Raw genomic sequence first — 21,015 nt, 5'->3', positions numbered from 1 at the left:
CATGGGCGGCCCACGCCGGGCCGGATGCAGTTCAACCATGACGCAAGCCGGCACGCGGCGGAAGCCGGGAGGGCCGTTCGTACAACGCTTCCTGGTACAACCCGAACCGTTACCGTGCGGGTGCAAGAGTTTGCCCCAGGTGAAAGTGTTTGCCCCGGGGGCAAGAGTTTGCCCCGGGGGCAAGAGTTCGCGCGAGGCGTACGGGTTCGGAGATTCCGCCCGGAGTCCGGCCGCACCGGCCCGCGGCGTTGCGCGTCGCAAAAAGATTTGCGCACCGGCGGACCTTCCGAGGAAGCGTGAGCGTTCCTGTCTCGATTTTCCGAGTCCGGGCGCCGCGCAGCGTCCGGCTCGACGCATGACCTGATCCTCGCCCGGAGCCACCATGGCCGACACGACGAATCCCGCCGACCGATCGATCCCGTACGGCCGCGCCAAGCGTTCGCGCATCAAGGAGGGCTCGCCCTATCCCCTCGGCGCGAACTGGGACGGCCTCGGCGTCAATTTCGCGCTGTTCTCCGCCCACGCCACCAAGGTCGAGCTGTGCCTGTTCGACGATGACGGCGTGAACGAGATCGAGCGGATCGAGCTGCCCGAGTACACCGACGAGATTTGGCACGGCTACCTGCCCGACGCGCGCCCCGGCACCATCTACGGCTACCGCGTCCACGGCCCCTACGAGCCGAAGGCGGGCCATCGCTTCAACCCCAACAAGCTGCTCATCGACCCCTACGCCAAGGGCCTCGTCGGCTCGATCACCTGGAACCCGGCGCTGTTCGGCTACCAGATGGAGACGGGCGACGACCTGACCTTCGACGAGCGCGATTCCGCGCCCTTCACCCGCCGGTCCCGCGTCATCGACCCGGCCTTCACCTGGGGCCGGGACCGCAAGCCGCACGTGCCGTGGGAGAAGACGATCTTCTACGAGACCCACGTGAAGGGCTTCACCAAGCTGCACCCGGCGGTGCCCGAGAAGCTGCGCGGCACCTATGCCGGTCTCGGCACCCCGGCGGTGCTCGACTACATCAAGAGCCTCGGCGTCACCTCGGTGGAACTCCTGCCGGTCCACGCCTTCGTGCAGGACGACTACCTGCAGGAGAAGGACCTGGTGAACTACTGGGGCTACAACACCATCTCGTTCTTCACGCCCGCCCGGCGCTATTCGGCGGTGCCGGACTTCGCCTTCTCCGAATTCAAGGAGATGGTGGCGCGCATGCACGGCGCCGGCCTCGAGGTCATTCTCGACGTGGTCTACAACCACACCGCCGAGGGCAACGAGAAGGGTCCGACCCTGTCGTTCAAGGGCGTCGACAACGCCTCGTACTACCGGCTGATGCCCAAGGAGCCGCGCTACTACATCAACGATACCGGCACCGGAAACACCTTCAACCTCTCGAACCCCCGCGTGCTGCAGCTGGTGACCGATAGCCTGCGCTACTGGGCCACCGAAATGCGGGTCGACGGCTTCCGCTTCGATCTCGCCACCATCCTGGGCCGCGAGCCGCACGGCTTCGACGAGGGCGGCGGCTTCCTCGACACCTGCCGCCAGGACCCGGTGCTGAACAACGTCAAGCTGATCGCCGAGCCCTGGGATTGCGGTCCGGGCGGCTACCAGGTCGGCGGCTTCCCGCCCGGCTGGGCCGAGTGGAACGACCGGTTCCGCGACGACGTGCGCGGCTATTGGCGCGGCGACGAGGGCATGCTGCCGGATCTCGCCGCCCGGCTTACCGGCTCGGCCGACAAGTTCAACAAGCGCGGGCGCAAGCCCTGGGCATCGGTGAACTTCCTCACGGCCCATGACGGCTTCACGCTGAACGACACCGTGTCGTACAACGAGAAGCACAACATGGCCAACGGCGAGGACAACCGCGACGGCCACTCGCACAACCTGTCGAACAATTACGGCGCCGAGGGTCCGACCGACGATCCGGAGATCCGCGCCATCCGGCTGCGCCAGATGCGCAACATGCTCGCGACCCTGTTCCTGTCGCGCGGCACCCCGATGCTGCTGGCCGGCGACGAGTTCGCCCGCACCCAGAACGGCAACAACAACGCCTATTGCCAGGACAACGAGATCTCCTGGCTCGACTGGGAGGCCGTCGGTCCGGAGGAGCGCGATCTCGCCGAGTTCACGCAGCGCCTGACCCTGCTGCGCGAGGCTCTGCCGATCCTGACTCGCGGACGCTTCCTCACGGGCGCCTACGACGAGGAGTTCGGGGTCAAGGACGTGACCTGGCTGAAGCCGGACGGCACCGAGATGTCGCCCGAGAACTGGACGCAAGGGGACGCCCGCGCCATCGCGGTGCTGCTCGACGGGCGCGCCCAAGCCTCCGGCATCCACCGGCGCGGCGGCGATGCCACCCTGCTCCTCCTCTACAACGCCTATCACGACCTCGTGTCGTTCACGCTGCCGGAATCGGTCGGCGGCGTCGGCTGGACCCGGCTTCTCGACACCAACCTGCCCGACAGCCAGGACGTGGTCAGCAAGCCGATCGGCGCCACCTACGACGTCACCGGGCGCTCGATGCTGATGTTCGTGCTCAAGCCCGAAGAGGTCGACGGCGTCGACGCCAGCGACATGGAGCGCTCCTACCAGCACGTGATGCAGGCCTTCGAGCGCGCCAACGTCAACAGCGTCCGCTTCGAGACCGAGCAGCGCTGACGCCAACCGGACCGGCCGCGCGCGCCCCGTCGCGCGGCCGCCTCACGCTCCCCCCGCGCGGCCGTCTTCGGACCGTCGCGGGGCCGGATCGCGCGTGCCGCCTCGCGAGACTGTCACCGCCGCGCGGTCCACCGAGGGAACGATGCGTCCGCCCAGTGTTTGTCGCATGTTAGGCGAGGCCGGCGGGAGCCTCCTCCCGGAGCCTCCCGGTTTGATTGCGCGACCATGATCGAGACCCCCACCATCCCATCGACGGACGAGACCCTGTCGGCGGACAAGACCCTCTCGGCCGACAAGACAAGCGCGACCACCCGGCCCGCGATGGCGGCGGCCGGCCCCGACGCCGGTCCCGAGGCCGCGTTCTTCTTCGCAGCCCTGGCCGCTTCGCGCATGCCGATGGTGGTGAGCGATCCCCGCCTGCCCGACAATCCGATCATCTTCACCAACGACGCCTTCCTGGAGATGACCGGCTACGGTCGCGACGAGGTTATCGACCGCAACTGCCGCTTCCTGCAGGGGCCGGAAACCGACCGCGCCTCGGTGCGCGAATTGGCGCGCGGCATCGCCGCCCGCGAGAACGTGGCGACCGAGATCATCAATTACCGCAAGGACGGCACGCCGTTCTGGAACGCCCTGTTCGTGTCGCCGATCTACGACGCGAGCGGAACGCTGGTGTACTTCTTCGCCTCGCAGCTCGACGTTTCGCGCCGGCGCGACGCCGAGGAAGCGCTGGGGCAGGCCCAGAAGATGGAGGCCCTCGGGCAGCTCACCGGCGGCATCGCGCACGACTTCAACAACCTGCTGCAGGTCATCGTCGGCTACGTCGACATCGTCGGCTCCGGCCTCGACGATCCCGAAGCCGACCGCCGCCGCCTGCGCCGCGCCACCGACAACATCCGCACCGCCGCCGAGCGTGCCACCACCCTGACCCAGCAATTGCTGGCGTTCGCCCGCAAGCAGCGCCTGGAGGGGCGCTCCGTGAACCTCAACGCCCTGGTGCAGGGCATGGCCGACATGGCGAGCCGCACCCTCGGCGAGACCATCAGCATCGGGTTCGACCTCAGTCCCGAGCTGTGGACCTGCCGGGTCGATCCGACCCAGGCCGAGGTCGCCCTGCTCAACATCTTCATCAATGCCCGCGACGCCATGCCGGAGGGCGGGCGCCTCACCGTCGCGACCGAGAACCACGTCATCGCCGACGATTCCGGGAGCACCCTGGCGCCCGGCCGCTACGTCACCGTCAGCCTCTCGGATTCCGGAAGCGGCATCCCGCCCCACGTGTTGGCGCGGGTGATGGACCCGTTCTTCACCACCAAGGAGGAGGGCAAGGGCACCGGCCTCGGCCTGTCGATGGTCTACGGCTTCGCCAAGCAGTCGGGCGGCGCCGCCCGGATCGAATCGGTGCTGGGGGAGGGCACCATCGTGCGGCTGTCCTTCCCGGCCGCCGAGCAGGAAGCGGCGGACCCGGCCCCGGCGGCGGCGCTCGATCCGGCCCAGGACGGCACGGGCACGGAGACCATCCTGATCGTCGACGACCGGGACGATGTGGCGGAACTGGCCCGCACCATCCTGCGCGACTTCGGCTACACCACCCTGATGGCGCAGAACGGACGCGAGGCCCTCGAGGTGCTCGACGCCGGCGGTCCCATCGACCTGCTGTTCACCGACCTGATCATGCCCGGCGGCATGAACGGCATCGCGCTGGGGCGCGAGGCCAAGCGGCGGCGCCCGGACCTCAAGGTTCTGCTCACCACCGGCTACGCCGAGGCGAGCCTGGAGCGAACCGATGCCGGTGGCTCGGAGTTCGATCTTCTGAACAAGCCCTATCGCCGGACGGACCTGATCCGCCGTGTGCGGGCGATCCTCGACGGACCCGGTCCCCTCGGCTGAGACGCCGGCTGGGTCCGTCCCACCGGAGTGCGTTCGGATGGCCCAGGGCGACAAGTCGAAATACACCGACAAGCAGATCCGCAAGGCCGAGCACATCGCCGAATCCTACGAATCGCGCGGAGTGCCGGAGAAGCAGGCCGAGGCGCGGGCCTGGGCAACCGTCAACAAGGACGACGGCGGCGGCAAGAAGCCCGGCGGTTCCGGGCGGGGCCGGGCGACCGGGCACCCAGCCGCCCATCGCGGCGGCGAGACGGGAGGGAAAGCCTCCGCCTCCCGGACTGCGGAACAGCGCTCCGCTTCGGCCAAGAAGGCCGCCGCGACCCGCAAGCGCAATGCCGAGGCGGCGCGTCACGCGTCGTGACAGGCGGCCGAGAGCCGATCGGCTGGCCGATTTACTCGGCGCCGTCATTCCGGGGCGCCCCAGCGGCGTGCAATCCAGATCCGCCGATGGCGCGAAGTGCTGCACCACCTGCGTGTCTGGATCCCGGGCTCCGCTGCGCGGCCCCGGGATGACGCCGCGCTTCCTGTGAGTCTCCGGCAGGACCCTCGTCGGCACGATGACCCCACCGGCAGAGACGAAAGAACGACCCCGCGCCCGCGTGAGGGCTGCGGAGTCTGCCGTCTCAGGCCATCGCGGTCTTCAGGTGCTGGTCGACCTTGTCGAGGAAGCCGGTGGTCGAAAGCCACTTCTGATTCGGACCGACCAGGAGGGCGAGGTCCTTGGTCATGAAGCCAGCCTCGACGGTGTCGATGCAGGTCTTCTCCAGGGTGGCGGCGAAGGTGGCCAAAGCCGCGTTGTCGTCGAGCTTGGCGCGGTGCGCGAGGCCACGGCTCCAGGCGAAGATCGACGCGATCGAGTTGGTCGAGGTCTCCTTGCCCTTCTGGTGCTCGCGGTAATGGCGGGTCACCGTGCCGTGCGCGGCCTCGGCCTCGACGGTCCGGCCATCGGGAGTGAGCAGCACGGAGGTCATCAGGCCGAGCGAGCCGAAGCCCTGCGCCACGGTGTCGGACTGCACGTCGCCGTCGTAGTTCTTGCAGGCCCAGACGTAGCCGCCCGACCACTTGAGGGCCGAGGCCACCATGTCGTCGATCAGGCGGTGCTCGTAGGTGATGCCGGCGGCGTCGAACTTCGCCTTGAACTCGTTCTGGAAGACCTCTTCGAAGAGGTCCTTGAAGCGGCCGTCATAGGCCTTGAGGATGGTGTTCTTGGTCGAGAGATAGACCGGGTACTTCCGGTTGAGGCCATAATTCATCGAGGCGCGGGCGAAGTCGCGGATCGAATCGTCGAGGTTGTACATCGCCTGAGCGACGCCGGCGCTCGGGAACTTGAAGACCTCGCGCTCGATCACCGTGCCGTCGTCGCCTTCGAACTTGATGGTCAGGCGGCCCTTGCCCGGCACCTTGAAGTCGGTGGCCTTGTACTGGTCGCCGTAGGCGTGGCGGCCGACGACGATCGGCTGGGTCCAGCCCGGCACCAGGCGGGGCACGTTCTGGCAGATGATCGGCTCGCGGAAAATCACGCCGCCGAGGATGTTGCGGATGGTGCCGTTGGGCGACTTCCACATTTCCTTCAGGTTGAATTCCTTCACCCGCTGCTCATCGGGGGTGATGGTCGCGCATTTCACGCCGACGCCGTGCCGCTTGATCGCCTCGGCGGCCTGCACGGTGACCTGATCGTTGGTGGCGTCGCGGTGCTCGACGCCGAGGTCGTAATATTCGAGGTTCAGATCGAGGTAGGGATGGATCAGCTTGTTCTTGATCTCGCTCCAGATGATCCGGGTCATCTCGTCGCCGTCGAGTTCGACGACCGGGTTCGCAACCTTGATCTTGTCCATCAGCAGCACGCCTTCCTGAGCCAGGATGTCCACCGGCTCCACGCAAGGCGGATGCCGGTCCCGCGCCGTCCTTAGCCCGCGCGGTCCCGGGGCGGAAGCGCGGCAGCCCTGTCCCGGACCCATCTTCGGGGCCTGCGCGCTGACAAACCTTTTGCCCTGTCAGGGAGCCGCGACGAGGCGCGCGATCTTGGTGGCCTGATCGAACATCGCGTTCAGCGCCTCCTGGATCTCGGTGGCCGAACTCGCGGTGCGGAAGTAGCCCGGCGACGCGCATTTCTGCAGTGCTTCGGGCACCTTCGGAATCAGGCTGTTCACCCGGTAATTCTCAGCCTGGACGGCCGGGAACGGGTGATTCGGCTTCGCGATCGGCACATACGGGATATGGAGGATCGAGATGGTGATGCCCCGGTCCTTCAAGGGCTGACATAGGGACGGATCGAGCGGTCCCGCCTGCGATCCCGTCCATTTGGGCAGATCGCCCGGGCGTTTGGGCGCCTCGTAAGTCTGGTTGTTGTTCATCCCGTCCGTCACCACGAACACGTAGGGCAGCGCCCGCTTCGCGCTCAAGCCGTCGCCCACACTGGTGATCATGCGATTGACCACCGGAAAGACGTTGTCGTAGTGCGTCCCGCCGCTCCCGCGCGGAACGGATTCCATGCCGATATCCATGTAATTCTCGAGATCGACATTGGTCAGCGAATCGAAGTCGGAGGTAATGCCGGCGGCGGTTTCGAGCTTGCTCACGAACGGGTACAGGCCGATGCGGAACTGATTGTTCAGGGTCAGGTTGCTCTTGGCCTTGGCAATCAATCCCTGGACCGCGTTGCTCACCGTCGCGATGCGAAGCTCGACATTGTACTTCTTCGATAGGGCGAAGCCCTTCCATCCGGGGAAATGGCAGGCGAAGGAACAGTTGTTGGGGAGTCCTTCGTTCATGTCGGGGTTGAGCTTGCCGAACTCGGTCTGCGCGACGGGCGAGGTCGGAAAGCCCATCGAGCCGGACGTATCGAGCAGCAGGTAGAAATCGACGTAGCTGCTGAGCGTCAGGCTGGAGACGGATTTTCCCGCGACCGCGACCGACGCCATATCGCCCAGGACCTTGCTGAACGGCGACAGGAAACTCGAGCCGTAGGTCACCTGCGCCGTGATGACGCCGCCGGTGCGGGTCACCGTCAGGTCCGGGATGAGCGGCAGACTGGTGAGCATCGGCCCGGCATTGACCCGGAAAGCGGCGAGCCCGCGCGCCTTTGCCAGCGCCAGGGCCGATTGCGTCGGGTCATCTTCGCCCTTCGGATTCTGCGAAATGTAGTCCCGCGCCGTCGCGATGGCGGTGATGGTGGCGGCGTCCGCCGCACGGTCGAAATGGGTCCGGTAGTTGAAGCCGCGCATGTAATCGAGCCCGAGGCTCGTTATGCCGATCAGCGGCACCAGGCTCAGGGCGAAGATCAGGACGACGTTGCCGCCGCGATCGGCACGCAGGCGACGCAGGCAACGCGTGAACCGGGAGAGAAGAGCGGCGATCATCGGGAGGGCCTCACGACGCAGGGCAGGCACGGGCGGTCGTCGTGCCGCCGCTCGGGTCGAACGCGATTCCGGCGACGTAGCGCGGCGAGAGGTAGAAGGATTTGGCGATGCGGACCGAGCCGACCACGGATTGGGCGATCAGCGGCTTGTAGTCGAACACGACATCGGCCACGACGAGGAACCCCGGCCCGAAGGTGTCGTTCGGGAGCGTCGCCGGGCTCGGCCCCGCGGTGTTGGGGGCCGCGACCAGAACGTCGGTGCAGGAGCGCCCCTGACCCGACGTCCAGGTGACACGGGGGACGAAGGTGCAGGTCGTGGTGCAGCCGAGGGGCAGGGTCCGGAACTGGACGCCCGACAGCGACCATTTCAGCAGCGTCCAGACCGAGACGTTCTGCTCCCTGGCCGCCTTCATGGCCTCCGGGAACATCACGAGCTGGGCGCGCGAGATCGCCAGGATGTCGGTCTGGGTGATGCTGCCGGTGTCGTTGCGGGCGACGAGATCTGCCAGGGTGCTGGCGGCCAGCTCCACCTTGCGCATCATGATGATGTAGCGGACCAGGTCGAAGGTTACCGCCGACAGGATGATCATCACTGGAACGATCAGGGCGAACTCGACGATCGCGATCCCACGCCGGTCGGCGCGGAACCGCTTGAGGGTCCGGCGGCTCGTGAGACGTCGCAGGCTCATGCAGAGTCGAAGGCTGCAGAGTCGAAGGCTCATGGCTGCCTCAGCATGGGACCTGGACGTTGCGCGTGGTGAAGGGCTCGTTGCGGAAGGCGATCGCCGCCCGCGCGTAGGAGACCTTCCCGGATTTCGAGTCCGTGCCGAGATTGAGGCCGAGCCAGAGAAAGCTGAAGACCGGCACCGGATAGAAGACCTGGATGTAGCCGTAGGTCCCCGGCGCGCCGGGGCAATACGGCGTCCGATCCTTGTCCATCACCACCGGGACGAGGCCGGTCTCCTCCGGGTTGATGAAGGCGGCAAATCCGCCGTCGGAGCCGGTCAGGGTCGTGGTCTGAAGGCTGGTGATGATCCGGTCGCACGACAGGCCGGCGATCAGCTTGGTGCAGAAGACCGTCTCGCGGAACCCGTTGGCGGTGGACGCTTCCTCCGTCAGCGCGCCGAGCATGACGGCGCGGCTCGCATCGGCCGTCGCCTTCTCCACGGCCGCATAACAGAAGATATACAGGCCGCATTGAAGGATTTCGACGAAGACGAGCATGAACAACGGCATGACCATCGCGAACTCGACTGCTGTCGCGCCGCTGGCGGAGCGTCGAAATCCGTACAACCGTCTCTTGCACCGCGTTGCGAACGGCAGGACGGTCGTTGCGGCGCCAGATGTCTGTCGATCCGGGTCTATAATCCGTGCCGTCATTGTGAGACCCGCGGGCTCCTTTGAATTCACTCCGACTATCCACAGTCCGAATCCGTCTAGACCAGCAATGCGCGCCAAGCCTTAAGGTCGCATTACGCCGGTCGTCGAAGGTCGCGGTCATCGGCCAAGGCCGGCCCGACCTCCCGGATGCGCCCGCAATCCTGGTTCATGTCTGGATCAAGCCCGGACCACGGCCGGGCCAGGGCTGGACATTGCCCGCAACAACCGGAATCTGCCGCTCCGACGGTCGCCGGGCGGCTCTCGAACCGCCCGCGGCCCCTGTCCGCCACCATCAGCGATGAGATCACCATGAGCGAACGCATCATCCTCCGGGCCGGCGAGGCCCTGGTCGCCGGCGGCCCGCCGAACACCGCCTCCGAGCCCGAAGTCATCATCGGCGAACTCGACGGTCCGGTGGGCACCGCGCTCGCCACCCTGACGGGCGATCAGGTCGTCGGCCACAGCCGCGTCTTCGCCCTCCTCAACACCGACATCATGGTGCGGCCGGTGACGCTGTGCGTCTCCAAGGTCAGCGTCACCGAGAGCAAGTACACCTCGATCCTGATGGGCACGGTGCAGTTCGCCATCGCCAACGGCGTGCTCGACGCGGTGCGGGCCGGCTACATCCCCAAGGAGAAGGCCAACGACCTCGGCATCATCTGCTCGGTCTGGCTCAGCCCCGGCGTGATCGAGGCCGAGACCGTCGACCACAAGGCTTTGTTCGACATCCAGCGCCGGGGCATGACCGAGGCGATCCGCAAGGCGATGACCAACGAGCCTTCGATCGACTGGCTGCTGGAGAACCAGGACAAGATCATCCACAAGTATTATCAGATGGGTCTCGACGGAAAGATCTGAGACGGACCACGCCCGGCCGGGCCGGCGGCGCTTTGCCGTCGCGCCCGGCCTGTGCGACAGGGCGCGGATGCCCGCCGCCCCACCCGCTGCCGACGCCATGACCCAACCAGACTCGACCCAACCAGACTCGACCCAACCAGACTCGAACCCGCCCGCCGGCCCGGTCGTCATCCTGGTCCAGCCGCAGCTCGCCGAGAACATCGGCATGACCGCGCGCGCCATGGCGAATTTCGGCCTGTCGGAGCTTCGTCTGGTGGCGCCGAAGAACGGCTGGCCCAAGAAGGGCGTGCGCGAGGCGGCCTCCGGCGCCACCCACATCCTCGACGGCGCCTCCGTTCACGCCACCCTCGGCGAGGCGATCGCCGATCTGCACTACGTGCTGGCCACCACCGCCCGCGAGCGCGGGCAGATGAAGCGGGTCTACGCCCCGGACGAGGCCATGCGCGACGTGGCGGGGCGCACCGGCCAGCGCGTCGGCATCCTGTTCGGGCGCGAGCGTGCGGGCCTCGACAACGACGAGGTCTCGCTCGCCGACGCCATCGTGACCTTCCCGGTCGACGCGCGCTTCTCGTCGCTGAACCTCGCCCAGGGCGTCCTGCTGATGGGCTACGAGTGGCGCCGGGCCGCCGGCCTGTCGGCGCTGCCCTTCACCGGGGAGATGCTGTCGCCGCCCGCCACCCGCGAGGCGATGGCCTCCCTGTTCGCGTCCCTGGAGGAGGGCCTGGCCCGGGCCGGGTTCTATCCGCCCGAGAAGCGGGACATCATCGCCCGGAACATGCGCGACATGCTCCACCGCATGGCCATGACCGAGCAGGATGTGCGGACGATGCGCGGCGCTTTGCGCGCCCTCATGACTCGCAAGACAAACTGACGGCAACACAATCAAGAACAGGCGATCTTAACGGCGTCGCTATATTTGCATGGCAGCCTACAGCCCCATGCCTCTTCATCGTCTCACCACGTTCGGCGGCGAGTTCGCCTCCGCCTCCCGCGAAGCGGCGTTCCAGGCGGAGCGCCTGCCGGAGACGCTGCGGCACACGTGGGTGATCTTCCTGACCTGCATCGCGGTGAACGTGCTGCTGTTTGCCAACGATGCGAGCTTCATCAGCGGTCAGGACGGTCTCGGCGAGATGCTGGTGGCACGCCTTACCATCCTGTTGGCGACCCTGGGCGGGCTCGTCGCCCTGCCGCATATCCGGACGTTCGCCCGGCTGCAGCAGCTCCTCATCCTGTGGCAGGTGCTGGTGAGCGTGGCCATCGGCTGCCTCTGCGGGTCGCGGACGGACAACGCCGTCCTGGCGACCCTTCTGGTTCCCTCCGCCTTCATGCTCCTGCTGCCGCTGAGCTTCGCCTGGACGGCCATCGCCGGCAGCTTCTCCGGGATCGTCCTGCTGGCGGGATACCTGATGCCGCGATCCGCGCCCGCCGCGGGCATCGGCATGACGATCGAGGTCAGCCTGGCGATCCTGACGATCCTGCTGTTCGTCGCGCGCTCGAACCGCCTGCGGCGGCTCGAATGGGCTGCGGCCGGAGCCGAGCGCAAGGTGAGCGGCGAACTCGCGGAGAGCCGCGAGTTGTTCGAGGCGATGTTCCGGGCGGTCCCGGTGCCGATCGTCATGTCGAACGCCGCCACCGGACGACTCGTCAGCACCAACGATGCCGGATTCCGATTTTTCAAGATCGGCGCCGGTGACGTTCTGACCAATTACGGGACCCGGCATTTCCTCTCCCAGGCCGATCACCATCAGGTGCAGGAGATCCTGGGCCGCCAGGCGGTGATCCGGGACCGGGAGACCAGCATCGAGGTCCTCACGGGCGAGCGCCGCGACGTGCTCCTGTCGGTCGAGACGCTGCAGGTGGACGGGATCGTCTGCCACGTCTCCAGCCTCGTCGACATCACCAGCCGCAAGGCCGCCGAGGCGCAGATCCGCCTGGCCGCCAACCACGACGTGCTGACCGGCCTCGCCAACCGGGCCCTGTTCCAGGCGACGCTCGACACCGCCCTGGCGCGCGCCGCCTCCGAGGACGCGCAGGTCGGGCTCATCCTCCTCGACCTCGACGCGTTCAAGGAGATCAACGACACCCTTGGGCATGATTCCGGCGACGCCCTGCTCAAGGAGGTGGCCCGGCGGCTGTGTCAGGTGATCGGCCCCGACGATCTCGTGGCCCGGCTCGGCGGCGACGAATTCGTCATCCTCTCCTGCGGAACCGACGGGTCCGGCCGGAGCCGCATCCACGACGTCGCGGCGCGCATCCTCGACGCCCTGCGTCCCACGATGCCGATCGGCGGGCGGGTCGTCTCGCTCCGGGCGAGCCTCGGCCTCGCGCTCTATCCGGAGCACGCGCGCAATCCGGCGGACCTGTTCACCAATGCCGATCTCGCGCTCTACGCCGCCAAGGCCTCGGGGCGCAACCGCGCCACCCTGTTCGCGCCGGCGCTGCGGGCCAGCATCGAGGACCGGGTGACGGTGACCCGCGAGATGCGCGCGGCCCTGGAGATGGGCAGCGGACTCGTGGCCCATTACCAGCCGAAGATCGACATGCTGTCCGGGGCCGTGATCGGCTTCGAGGCTCTGGCGCGCTGGCAGCACCCGACCCGCGGGTTGCTCAAGCCCCGGGACTTCTCGGCCGTGTTCGACGACGGCGAGATCGGCATCGCGGCGAGCGACGCCCTGCGCCGGCAGATCATCGCCGACATCCTGCATTGGATCGGCCTCGGACTCGAGCCGGGCCGGGTCTTCCTCAACCTCGCCTCGGTGCAGTTCGCGCACGGCGATCTGACCCGGGCCTTCCTCGACGACGTCGACGGCGCCGGCCTCCCGCGCGCGCGGGTCGGGGTCGAGGTCACCGAGACCGTCCTGCTCGGCAGCCACGTGGACCGGGTCAGCAGCGTCCTGTCGGAATTGCACGCGGCCGGCATCCGCGTGGCGCTCGACGATTTCGGCACCGGCTACGCCTCGCTCACCCACCTCAAGCAGTTCCCGGTCGACGAGATCAAGATCGACCGCAGCTTCATCCAGGACCTGGGACGCAACACCAACGATGCCGCCATCGTCGCCGCCGTGCTGCAACTCGGCCGAAGCCTTGGGCTCGACATCACCGCCGAGGGGGTCGAGACGGCGGAGCAGGCTGGCTTCCTGCGCGACCACGGCTGCACCTTCGTGCAGGGCTACCTCCACGCCAAGCCGATGGCGGCAAACCGCGTCCCGGGTTTCCTGCGCAACCGCCTGGACCGGCTCGGCGACGAGGAAGCGGGAATCGTGCGCCAAATCGCCTGATCGGATCGTCGGTCAGGGCGCCCCGAACCGTCCCAGAGCGAAGGGGCTGACCCACCAAGTCGCTCAAGAGTTCAGAAACCAAGTCATGATACGCGCTTCCACGAACGGATAATCAACCCCAGGTTGTATTCACCTCTATTGATCTTGAACGACAAATGATAATATAGAGGCAAGTATCATTATTGAGTTTCCCGGCGCAATTCAGATGTACGTCGAAAACCTGGAATTTTCCTCTCGTTATTTTTTTGATTTGATCGAGAGCCAGGGGGTCAACGGCAGTTGGAGTTGGCAATTTGCCGAAAACCGGCACGTCTGGTCGCCGGGCCTGTTCCGCGTCCTCGGCCTCGACCCGCAGACCATCCGGCCGAGCTACGATCGCCTGGTCAGCCTGATCGATTCCCAGGACCGGGACACGGTGGAGACCGGTGTCGACCTGCTCCATGGCGTGACGCTCGGCCGTCAGACACTCCGCATCCGCCGACCGGACGGCGCGATCCGTGTGCTGTCGTCCCGGATCGAGATCTCTCTCACCCCGGACGGGCGCCCACGCGGGGCGGCCGGGGTCATGCTGGACGTGACGCATCAGGAAATCCTGAGGGAGGCGCGCATGGCCGAGCAGCGCCGCCGCCGCGCCTGGTACGACGACCAGCGTATCCTGACGTTCTTCAGCGACCAGTCCCATCTGTTCACCTGTCAGGAGGAAGCCTCGGAACTGACCGGCCTCTCATCGGACGAAATCGCAGCCGACGCGTTCGTGACGATCGTGGCGGATGAGCGGGAGCATGCGCGGGCCGAGAATGCCGAGGCACTGGCGGCGGGAAGGGCCTTCCGGGTGACGCCCCACATGCGCATCGCCCGGCATGATCGGGCCTTGTTCGAAGCGTTCATCGTCCCGATCCGCGATGCGGGCGGAGCGATCCGAGAATGGGCCGGCATCACCCGGCCGATGGGCTCGAAGGCCTCTCCGGCCACCGAACTGCTTCTGGAGGGGCTCGAACAGGCCATCGACGGGCGCCACATGCGCGCCGCCCGTGCCCTGCTCGATTGGTCGATGACCGACCTCGCCCAGGCCGCCGGCCTGTCGCTGTCGACGGTCAAGCGCATGGAGGAGAATGTCGACGGCTCCGCGCCGGCGTCCCGTCGCAAGGCGGTGGCGACCCTGCGCCGCTTCGGCATCCGCTTCTCCCTGATGGAGGGCAACGTCATCGGGGTCAGCGCGACCTGACGCGCTCCGTCGGCCGGGGCACCCTGCCTGGGATAAGCCCCTCGGCCGCGTCGCGCCGGGGCCCGCATTCCATCGGCGATCAGGTGCCCGGCATGCTCCAGGGCGGTCGGCGCCGGCACCGTGTCGGGCCGGCCCCTGCGGCGGCCCAGTGGACGTTATGCGCCCGGGGCAAGAACAGCGTCAGGCTCTGACGAACATCGGCACCACTTCGCCATGGGTTCAACGCCGACCGCGTCACGCGAATAGTTCGGTACCGACCGCCATCCGGTCTGATTTACATGTTTCGTACGCCAGATAACCGACTTTAAGTTGCATCATACGCAAAAATGCTTTGTTCGATTTGACATTATCCAATTTAAATATCATTTGTTGTTTTCCTTTGGTCGGACACCAATGAACGTCGACGATCTCGTATTTTCGTCTGGGCAGTTTCTGAACCTGATCGAGAGCCAGGGGGTCACCGGCACCTGGGGCTGGCGCTTTGCCGACAACCAGCACGTCTGGTCGCCGGGCCTGTTCCACGTCGTCGGCCTCGACGCCCAGAGCACCCGGCCGAGCTACGATCGTCTCGTCGGCCTGATCCATCCCGAGGATCGCGAGAGGGTACAGACCAGCTTCGACCTGATCCACGGCGTGACGCTCGGCCAGCAGACCCTCCGCGTCCTCCGTCCGGACAATACAATCCGTGTCGTGTCGGCCCGGACCGAGATCTACCTCGGGGCGGACGGACGTCCGCGCGGCGCGGCCGGCGTCGTGCTGGACGTGACGGACCAGGAGCGGCTGCGCGAGGCCCGCATCACCGAGCAGCAGCGCAGGCGAGCCCTGTTCCGGCAGACGCGGACACTGACCTTCTCCAACGATCCGGACTACGCGTTCTCGATGCCCCAGGAGGCCTCCGAGCTGACCGGTCTGCCGCTCCAGGACATCTCGGCCGATGCGTTCCTGTCGGTGGTTCGCGAGGAGCGCGAGCATTGGCGCGGGCTGAGCATCGAGGGCCAGCGCTCAGGGCTGGTGCATGTGACGAAACCCGTCCTGTACCTGGCCGGCGATGATCGCGGGCGCTTCGAGGTGTTCACCGTTCCGATCCGCGATGCGGCCGGCGTGGTGGTGGACTGGAGCAGCCTGACCCGCCCCATCGGATCGCACACACCCCTGGCCGACGACCGGCTTCGCGAGGGCCTTGAGCAGGCCATCGACGGGCGCCATCTGCGCGCCGCCCGCGCGCTTCTGGACTGGTCGATGACCGATCTCGCCCAGGCTGCCGGCCTGTCGCTCTCCACCGTCAAGCGCATGGAGGAGAACGTCGACAGGATCGCGAGCCAATCCCGACACCGGGCCATGGAAACCCTGCGCCGCTTCGGCATCCGCTTCTCCCTCATGGACGGCGGCGTCATCGGCGTCAGCGCGACATGAAGTGCTCGGTCGACCGAACCTCGCGAGACAAAAAATCAGCGTCCGGTTCGGCAAACTCAGCGTCCGGATTGAAATGAGCGTCATCGACGCCGGCTCGCCTGGGTGTCGGCCTGCCCACCTTGCTATGGATAGTTCGTCCTGACCGAAAGATGCTTGAGTTCGTTCATGCAACTCTCGATTGACTGACGTAAACTTGTATTACCGCGTGTTGATCCCGGACCAATATCGTCACTATAGGTCTAAAATATCTTTTGTTGGTTTCTGGCCCGAAACGCATGGACGTCGACGACCTCGGATTCTCATCCCGGTATTTCCTCACCCTGATCGAGAGCCAGGGTGTGACCGGAACCTGGGGTTGGCGTTTCGCCGACCACCAGCACGTCTGGTCGCCGGGCCTGTTCTGCATCCTCGGGCTCGACGCCCAGAGTACCCGGCCGAGCTACGATCGTCTGGTTGGCCTGATCCATCCCCAGGACCGCCACAGGGTGCAGACCGGCGCCGACCTGAGGCACGGCGTGACGCTCGGCCAGCAGACTCTCCGCATCCTCCGACCGGACAAAACCGTCCGCATGCTGTCGGCTCGGACCGAGATCTATCTGGGCGTGGACGGACGTCCCCGTGGCGCGGCCGGGGTCGTGCTGGACGTGACGGATCAGGCGATCCTGCAACAGGCGCGTTTGACCGAGAAACGGCATCGGCGGGCGCTGTTTCTGGAAAAGCGCATTCTGACCTTCTCCAGCCATGAGACCAATCGGTTCTCATCGCAGGAAGAATCGTCCGAAATGACCGGCATCCCGATGGGTGAAATCGCAACCGATGCGTTCGTGGCCATCGTGAACGAGGACCGGGAGCGCATGCGGGTCGAGAACGGAGTATTGCTGGAGGCCGGGAAGGCCTACCGGTCGGTCGCTCTCTTGCGCCTTGCCGGCAACAACCGCGGCCGCTTCGAGAGCTTCATCGTCCCGGTCCGTACTGAGGGCGGGGATGTCCGGGAATGGGCCGGCGTCACCCGCCCGATGGGCTCGACCACGTCGCCGGTCGCCGATCAATTTCTCGAAGGTCTCGAGCAGGCCATCGACGGACGTCATCTGCGCGCCGCCCGTGCCCTGCTCGACTGGTCGATGACCCAGTTCGCCCAGGCCGCCGGCCTGTCGCTCTCTACCGTCAAGCGCATGGAGGAGAACATCGACGGGATCGCGCTGCAGTCCCGCCACAAGGCCGTGGCGACCCTGCGCCGCTTCGGCATCCGCTTCTCCCTGATGGAGGGCGGCGTCATCGGCGTCAGCGCGACGTAGCGCGCTGACGGTCGTGGCGAAGGGAGCGGCCTCAGCCGAGCTGCGCCAGGGCCTGCTCCACGTCGGCGATCAGGTCCTCGACGTTTTCGAGACCGATCGACAGGCGCACCGTCTCGGGACCGACCATGGCGGCGGCCTTGTCGGCGGGGTCGAGCTGGCGGTGGGTTGTGGTCGCCGGGTGGATCGCCAGGGATTTGATCTCACCGATGTTCACGAGGTGCGAGATCAGCTTCAGGCTCATGATGAACGTGACCGCCGCCGGCTCGCCGCCCTTCAGCGCCACGGTGAAGATCGAGCCCGGACCCTGCGGCACGTAGCGGGCCGCCATGGCCTCGCCCGCCTGGCCGGGCAGGGCCGGGTAGCTCACCCAGGCCACCGCCGGGTGGTCCTTGAGGAAGGCCGCCACCGCCCGGGCATTGGAACAGTGCCGCTCCATCCGCAGCGGCAGGGTCTCGATGCCGGTCAGGGTCAGGAAGGCGTTCATCGGCGACAGGCCGGGGCCGAGTTCGCGCATCCCGAAGACGCGGCAGGCCGACGCGAAGGCGAAATCCGGGAAGCGCTCCGTGAGCACGAGGTCGTCGTAATCGGCCCAGGGCTCGCTCATCAGGTTGTAGCGTCCGGGCACCGCCGCCCAGTCGAAGCGGCCGGCATCGCAGATCACCCCGCCGATAGTCTGGCCCGAGCCGCCGAGGAACTTCGAGGTCGAGTGGATGACGATGTCGGCGCCGTGCTCGATCGGCCGGATCAGGGCTGGCGACGCCAGGGTGTTGTCGACGACGAGCGGCAGCCCGTGCCGGTGCGCCACCTCGGCGATCCCGGCCAGATCCATCACGGTCGCGCACGGATTGACGATCGACTCGCACACGATCGCCCGGGTCTCCGGGGTGATCTGCGCCTCGAAATCGGCCGGGGTCAGCCCTTTGGTGAACTGGGGCTTGAGGTCGTAGCGCGCGTCGAGGCGATTCATCAGGCCGAGGGAGCCGCCGAACAGGCGCGAGGAGGCGACATAAGCCTCGCCGCTCTTCATCAGGGTCATCAGCACCATCAGCACGGCCGACTGGCCCGAGGCCACCGCCACGGCGGCCTTGGCGCCCTCCAGGGCGGCGACGCGGCGCTCCAGGGCGGCGACGGTGGGGTTCGAGCCGCGCGAATACGAGAACCCGGTGCGGCGCAGGGCGAAGATATCCGCCGCCTGCTGGGTGTCCTCGAAGACGAAGCCGTTGGTGAAGTAGATCGGCTGGACCCGCGCGCCGGTGGCGGGGTCGGGCGCGGCGCCGGCATGGATGGCCTGGGTCGCGAAGCGGTGGGTCTGGGTCTCGGTGGCCATCGGGGCCTCCCGTCTGTGAAGGGCGCGGTGAGCGGTCAGGCGGCGCGGTGGGTGAAGGCGCGCAGGGTCCGGACCAGGGTCGAGGGCTCGTAGGGCTTCGGGATGAAGCGCGCCCCGTCGGGCATGTCGTTCGGGCCGGGGGTGCCCATGCCGGAGACGACGAGGACGGGGATGGTCGGCCAGCGATGGGCCACGAGGCGGGCGAGCGCGAAGCCGTCCATCGAGCCGCGCGGCATGTCGACATCGGTCATCAGCACATCGACGTCGCTGCGCGTCTCCAACACCGTGAGGGCGTTGTCGGCGTGGCTCGCTTCCAGCACCTCGAACCCGGCATCCGCGAGGGTGTCGGCGGCTTCCATCAGGAGCAGGCCGTCATCTTCGACGAGGAGCACGACGGGGAGGTCTGGCTGGGGTTGCGTCATCGGCGGCCGGACGTTCTCGCGATACGGGGACGGTCGGGGCCTATTCCCCGCCGGCAGTGCCGTCAATAACGGGCGGTGTCGCGCATCCGTTTCGCCGGCGCGGTGACGCGGCGACCGGGCAACTCCGGCGCGAAGGCGATCGCCAGCGACACCAGCCCGGCCAGGATGGCGAGGAACGCCAATCCGTCGTTGATCGAGTCCGCAGTGGCCCAGGCCGACATCATCGCCTCCGAGGGTCGCCGGACCAGGGTCCACCGCGCATGGTAAAGGATGCGTTAACACGGCCGCCGCTCAAGCCGTCAGGGCCGCGTCGAGATCCGCGATCAAATCCTGTGGATCTTCGAGGCCGACCGACAGGCGCACCACCTCCGGCCCGGCCCCGGCGGCGATCCGCTGCGGATCGGTGAGCTGGCGGTGGGTGGTCGAGGCCGGGTGGATGATCAGCGAGCGGGTGTCGCCGATATTGGCCAGATGCGAGAACAGGGTCAGGCCGGAGACCAGCTTGACGCCGGCCTCGTAGCCGCCCTTGAGCCCGAGGGTGAACACCGCCCCGGCCCCGTTCGGCGTGTAGCGCCGGGCGAGCTGGTGGTAGCGGTCGGTCTCCAGCCCCGGATAGCTGACCCAGTCCACCGCCGGGTGGCCCTGCAGGAAGGTGGCGACGGCCAGCGCGTTGTCGCAATGGCGCTGCATCCGCAGCGGCAGGGTCTCGATGCCGGCGAGCAGCAGGAAGGCGTTGAACGGCGACAGGGCCGGCCCGAGGTCGCGCAGGCCGAGCACCCGGATGGCGATGGCGAAGGCGAAGTTGCCGAAGGTCTCGGCCAGCACCTTGTCGGCATATTCCGGGCGCGGGGCCGACAGCATGGGGAAGCGCGCATCGCCCGCCCACGGGAAGGTGCCGCCGTCGACCACGAGGCCGCCGATGGAATTGCCGTGGCCGCCGAGGAACTTGGTCGCCGAGTGCACGACGATGTCGGCCCCGTGCTCGAAGGGGCGGATCAGGTAGGGGCTCGCCATCGTGTTGTCGACGATGAGCGGGATGTTGTGGCGCTTCGCGATCTCGGACAACGCCGCGATGTCGGTGATCACGCCACCCGGATTGGCGATGGACTCGCAGAAGATCGCCTTGGTGCGGGGCGTGATCGCGCGCTCGAACGACGACGGGTCGTCGGTCTGGGCCCAGACCACATTCCAGCCGAAGTTCTTGTAGGAATGGTTGAACTGGTTGATCGAGCCGCCGTAGAGCCGGTCGGCGGCGATGAACTCGTCGCCCGGCTGCATCAGGGCGTGCATCACCAGGAACTCGGCCGCGTGGCCCGAGGCCACCGCCACCGCGGCGGTGCCGCCCTCCAGCGCGGCGACGCGCTCCTCCAGCACCGCGTTGGTCGGGTTGGTGATGCGCGAATAGATGTTGCCGAAGGCCTCGAGCCCGAACAGCGAGGCGGCGTGCTCGGCATCGTCGAACACGAACGAGGCGGTCTGGTAGATCGGCGTCGCCCGCGCGCCCGTGGTCGGATCGGGCGCCGCGCCGGCATGGATGGCCCGCGTGTTGAAGCCGGGCAGACGATCGGTCATCGCAAAATCCTCCCGGGCCCGCCGGCCCGCACATGCCAGTCTTCTACGCCCCGCCAAAAGCCGGGTGAAGAGGCTGCCATCCGCTGAAACGAACGCTGGTTCTTTATGCCGGACGGGGGAGGGGGTCAAGGCGGGAAGAGGAGCGAGGCGGGAGCGGGCGCCTTCCCTCCCCCCTCTGCGGGGGAGGGTGGTCGCGGAGCGACCGGGAGAGGGGCAGCAACCTCTCCGGCACCGTCGCTCCCCTCTCCCGACCCGCTGACGCGGGCCACCCTCTCCCGCAGAGGGGAGAGGGGTTGCGCGCGACGACGCCCGCCTCTGCGAAGGGGCGAGTCGCAAGC

The 21,015-nt window shown here is 67.3% G+C and carries 17 protein-coding genes; 9 read left to right on the top strand and 8 right to left on the bottom strand.

Annotation, left to right across the window (positions count from 1 at the left end; all coding sequences use genetic code 11):
* Positions 1-382: 382 nt before the first annotated feature.
* The 3 genes from glgX (at position 383) to J7U37_RS00075 (ending at position 4,910) form a co-directional block, all read left to right on the top strand.
* Positions 383-2,659 (top strand): glycogen debranching protein GlgX, encoded by a 2,277-nt coding sequence (gene glgX / locus J7U37_RS00085; RefSeq protein ID WP_247634441.1) that lies wholly within the window; start codon positions 383-385, stop codon positions 2,657-2,659.
* A gap of 321 nt (positions 2,660-2,980) precedes the next feature.
* A complete protein-coding gene (locus J7U37_RS00080) occupies positions 2,981-4,549 on the top strand; it encodes a histidine kinase famiy protein (protein ID WP_247634596.1) in 1,569 nt (522 codons plus the stop codon).
* Positions 4,550-4,586: 37 nt separating this feature from the next.
* Positions 4,587-4,910, top strand: a complete 324-nt coding sequence (locus J7U37_RS00075) for a plasmid stabilization protein (protein ID WP_247634440.1) — start codon at positions 4,587-4,589, stop codon at positions 4,908-4,910.
* A gap of 262 nt (positions 4,911-5,172) precedes the next feature.
* Here the strand turns inward: J7U37_RS00075 and J7U37_RS00070 are convergent, their stop codons facing one another.
* From J7U37_RS00070 to J7U37_RS00055, 4 genes are all read right to left on the bottom strand, one after another.
* Positions 5,173-6,384: an NADP-dependent isocitrate dehydrogenase gene (locus J7U37_RS00070; RefSeq protein WP_056190406.1), complete on the bottom strand. Its 1,212-nt coding sequence runs from the start codon at positions 6,382-6,384 to the stop codon at positions 5,173-5,175.
* Positions 6,385-6,543: 159 nt separating this feature from the next.
* Positions 6,544-7,908 carry a pilus assembly protein TadG-related protein gene (locus tag J7U37_RS00065; RefSeq protein WP_247634439.1) on the bottom strand — a complete coding sequence of 455 codons (1,365 nt, stop codon included), beginning with the start codon at positions 7,906-7,908 and terminating at the stop codon, positions 6,544-6,546.
* A 10-nt stretch (positions 7,909-7,918) separates the two neighbouring features.
* A complete protein-coding gene (locus tag J7U37_RS00060) occupies positions 7,919-8,596 on the bottom strand; it encodes a TadE/TadG family type IV pilus assembly protein (RefSeq protein ID WP_056481820.1) in 678 nt (225 codons plus the stop codon).
* A 40-nt stretch (positions 8,597-8,636) separates the two neighbouring features.
* Entirely contained in the window at positions 8,637-9,287 is a 651-nt protein-coding gene (locus J7U37_RS00055) for a TadE/TadG family type IV pilus assembly protein (protein WP_282103446.1), read from the bottom strand.
* Between the two features lie 309 nt (positions 9,288-9,596).
* On the opposite strand from J7U37_RS00055, the gene J7U37_RS00050 reads away from it, so the two are divergent.
* From J7U37_RS00050 to J7U37_RS00025, 6 genes are all read left to right on the top strand, one after another.
* The gene (locus J7U37_RS00050) at positions 9,597-10,145 is read left to right on the top strand and encodes a formaldehyde-activating enzyme (protein WP_055952093.1); all 549 of its coding nucleotides are present in this window, start codon (positions 9,597-9,599) and stop codon (positions 10,143-10,145) included.
* 97 nt (positions 10,146-10,242) lie between these two features.
* Entirely contained in the window at positions 10,243-11,016 is a 774-nt protein-coding gene (locus J7U37_RS00045; protein WP_282103482.1) for an RNA methyltransferase, read from the top strand.
* A gap of 67 nt (positions 11,017-11,083) precedes the next feature.
* Complete coding sequence (locus J7U37_RS00040; protein WP_247634437.1) at positions 11,084-13,423, top strand: EAL domain-containing protein; 2,340 nt, start codon at positions 11,084-11,086, stop codon at positions 13,421-13,423.
* A gap of 250 nt (positions 13,424-13,673) precedes the next feature.
* The gene (locus J7U37_RS00035) at positions 13,674-14,648 is read left to right on the top strand and encodes a PAS domain-containing protein (protein ID WP_247634436.1); all 975 of its coding nucleotides are present in this window, start codon (positions 13,674-13,676) and stop codon (positions 14,646-14,648) included.
* Between the two features lie 393 nt (positions 14,649-15,041).
* Entirely contained in the window at positions 15,042-16,061 is a 1,020-nt protein-coding gene (locus J7U37_RS00030; protein ID WP_247634435.1) for a PAS domain-containing protein, read from the top strand.
* Between the two features lie 275 nt (positions 16,062-16,336).
* Positions 16,337-17,356 carry a PAS domain-containing protein gene (locus J7U37_RS00025; protein WP_247634434.1) on the top strand — a complete coding sequence of 340 codons (1,020 nt, stop codon included), beginning with the start codon at positions 16,337-16,339 and terminating at the stop codon, positions 17,354-17,356.
* 31 nt (positions 17,357-17,387) lie between these two features.
* Here the strand turns inward: J7U37_RS00025 and J7U37_RS00020 are convergent, their stop codons facing one another.
* The 4 genes from J7U37_RS00020 to J7U37_RS00005 all read right to left on the bottom strand — a co-directional run bounded on the left by J7U37_RS00020 (position 17,388) and on the right by J7U37_RS00005 (position 20,677).
* On the bottom strand, positions 17,388-18,683 hold the full coding sequence (locus tag J7U37_RS00020; RefSeq protein WP_056190125.1) for an aminotransferase class I/II-fold pyridoxal phosphate-dependent enzyme: 1,296 nt from the start codon (positions 18,681-18,683) through the stop codon (positions 17,388-17,390).
* Positions 18,684-18,718: 35 nt separating this feature from the next.
* Positions 18,719-19,105, bottom strand: coding sequence for a response regulator (locus J7U37_RS00015; RefSeq protein WP_056481841.1), 387 nt, complete (start codon positions 19,103-19,105; stop codon positions 18,719-18,721).
* 62 nt (positions 19,106-19,167) lie between these two features.
* Complete coding sequence (locus J7U37_RS00010; RefSeq protein WP_247634433.1) at positions 19,168-19,326, bottom strand: hypothetical protein; 159 nt, start codon at positions 19,324-19,326, stop codon at positions 19,168-19,170.
* Positions 19,327-19,396: 70 nt separating this feature from the next.
* On the bottom strand, positions 19,397-20,677 hold the full coding sequence (locus J7U37_RS00005) for an O-acetylhomoserine aminocarboxypropyltransferase (protein WP_247634432.1): 1,281 nt from the start codon (positions 20,675-20,677) through the stop codon (positions 19,397-19,399).
* Between the last annotated feature and the right edge of the window lie 338 nt (positions 20,678-21,015).

Origin of the sequence: Methylobacterium sp. 37f (assembly GCF_023093475.1) — a bacterium.
Classification (GTDB): domain Bacteria; phylum Pseudomonadota; class Alphaproteobacteria; order Rhizobiales; family Beijerinckiaceae; genus Methylobacterium.
Note: the sequence above shows the minus strand (reverse complement) of the source record. Positions and strands in the feature narration are given on the sequence as shown.

Excerpts from the sequence above, each read along its gene's own strand:
- J7U37_RS00055 (WP_282103446.1), bottom strand. The coding sequence starts at position 9,287 with ATGACGGCACGGATTATAGACCCGGATCGACAGACATCTGGCGCCGCA.
- J7U37_RS00010 (WP_247634433.1), bottom strand. The coding sequence starts at position 19,326 with ATGTCGGCCTGGGCCACTGCGGACTCGATCAACGACGGATTGGCGTTC.
- J7U37_RS00050 (WP_055952093.1), top strand. The coding sequence starts at position 9,597 with ATGAGCGAACGCATCATCCTCCGGGCCGGCGAGGCCCTGGTCGCCGGC.
- J7U37_RS00065 (WP_247634439.1), bottom strand. The coding sequence starts at position 7,908 with ATGATCGCCGCTCTTCTCTCCCGGTTCACGCGTTGCCTGCGTCGCCTG.
- J7U37_RS00080 (WP_247634596.1), top strand. The coding sequence starts at position 2,981 with ATGGCGGCGGCCGGCCCCGACGCCGGTCCCGAGGCCGCGTTCTTCTTC.
- J7U37_RS00005 (WP_247634432.1), bottom strand. The coding sequence starts at position 20,677 with ATGACCGATCGTCTGCCCGGCTTCAACACGCGGGCCATCCATGCCGGC.
- J7U37_RS00015 (WP_056481841.1), bottom strand. The coding sequence starts at position 19,105 with ATGACGCAACCCCAGCCAGACCTCCCCGTCGTGCTCCTCGTCGAAGAT.
- J7U37_RS00075 (WP_247634440.1), top strand. The coding sequence starts at position 4,587 with ATGGCCCAGGGCGACAAGTCGAAATACACCGACAAGCAGATCCGCAAG.
- J7U37_RS00040 (WP_247634437.1), top strand. The coding sequence starts at position 11,084 with ATGCCTCTTCATCGTCTCACCACGTTCGGCGGCGAGTTCGCCTCCGCC.
- J7U37_RS00020 (WP_056190125.1), bottom strand. The coding sequence starts at position 18,683 with ATGGCCACCGAGACCCAGACCCACCGCTTCGCGACCCAGGCCATCCAT.
- glgX (WP_247634441.1), top strand. The coding sequence starts at position 383 with ATGGCCGACACGACGAATCCCGCCGACCGATCGATCCCGTACGGCCGC.
- J7U37_RS00030 (WP_247634435.1), top strand. The coding sequence starts at position 15,042 with ATGAACGTCGACGATCTCGTATTTTCGTCTGGGCAGTTTCTGAACCTG.
- J7U37_RS00060 (WP_056481820.1), bottom strand. The coding sequence starts at position 8,596 with ATGAGCCTGCGACGTCTCACGAGCCGCCGGACCCTCAAGCGGTTCCGC.
- J7U37_RS00025 (WP_247634434.1), top strand. The coding sequence starts at position 16,337 with ATGGACGTCGACGACCTCGGATTCTCATCCCGGTATTTCCTCACCCTG.
- J7U37_RS00045 (WP_282103482.1), top strand. The coding sequence starts at position 10,243 with ATGACCCAACCAGACTCGACCCAACCAGACTCGACCCAACCAGACTCG.
- J7U37_RS00070 (WP_056190406.1), bottom strand. The coding sequence starts at position 6,384 with ATGGACAAGATCAAGGTTGCGAACCCGGTCGTCGAACTCGACGGCGAC.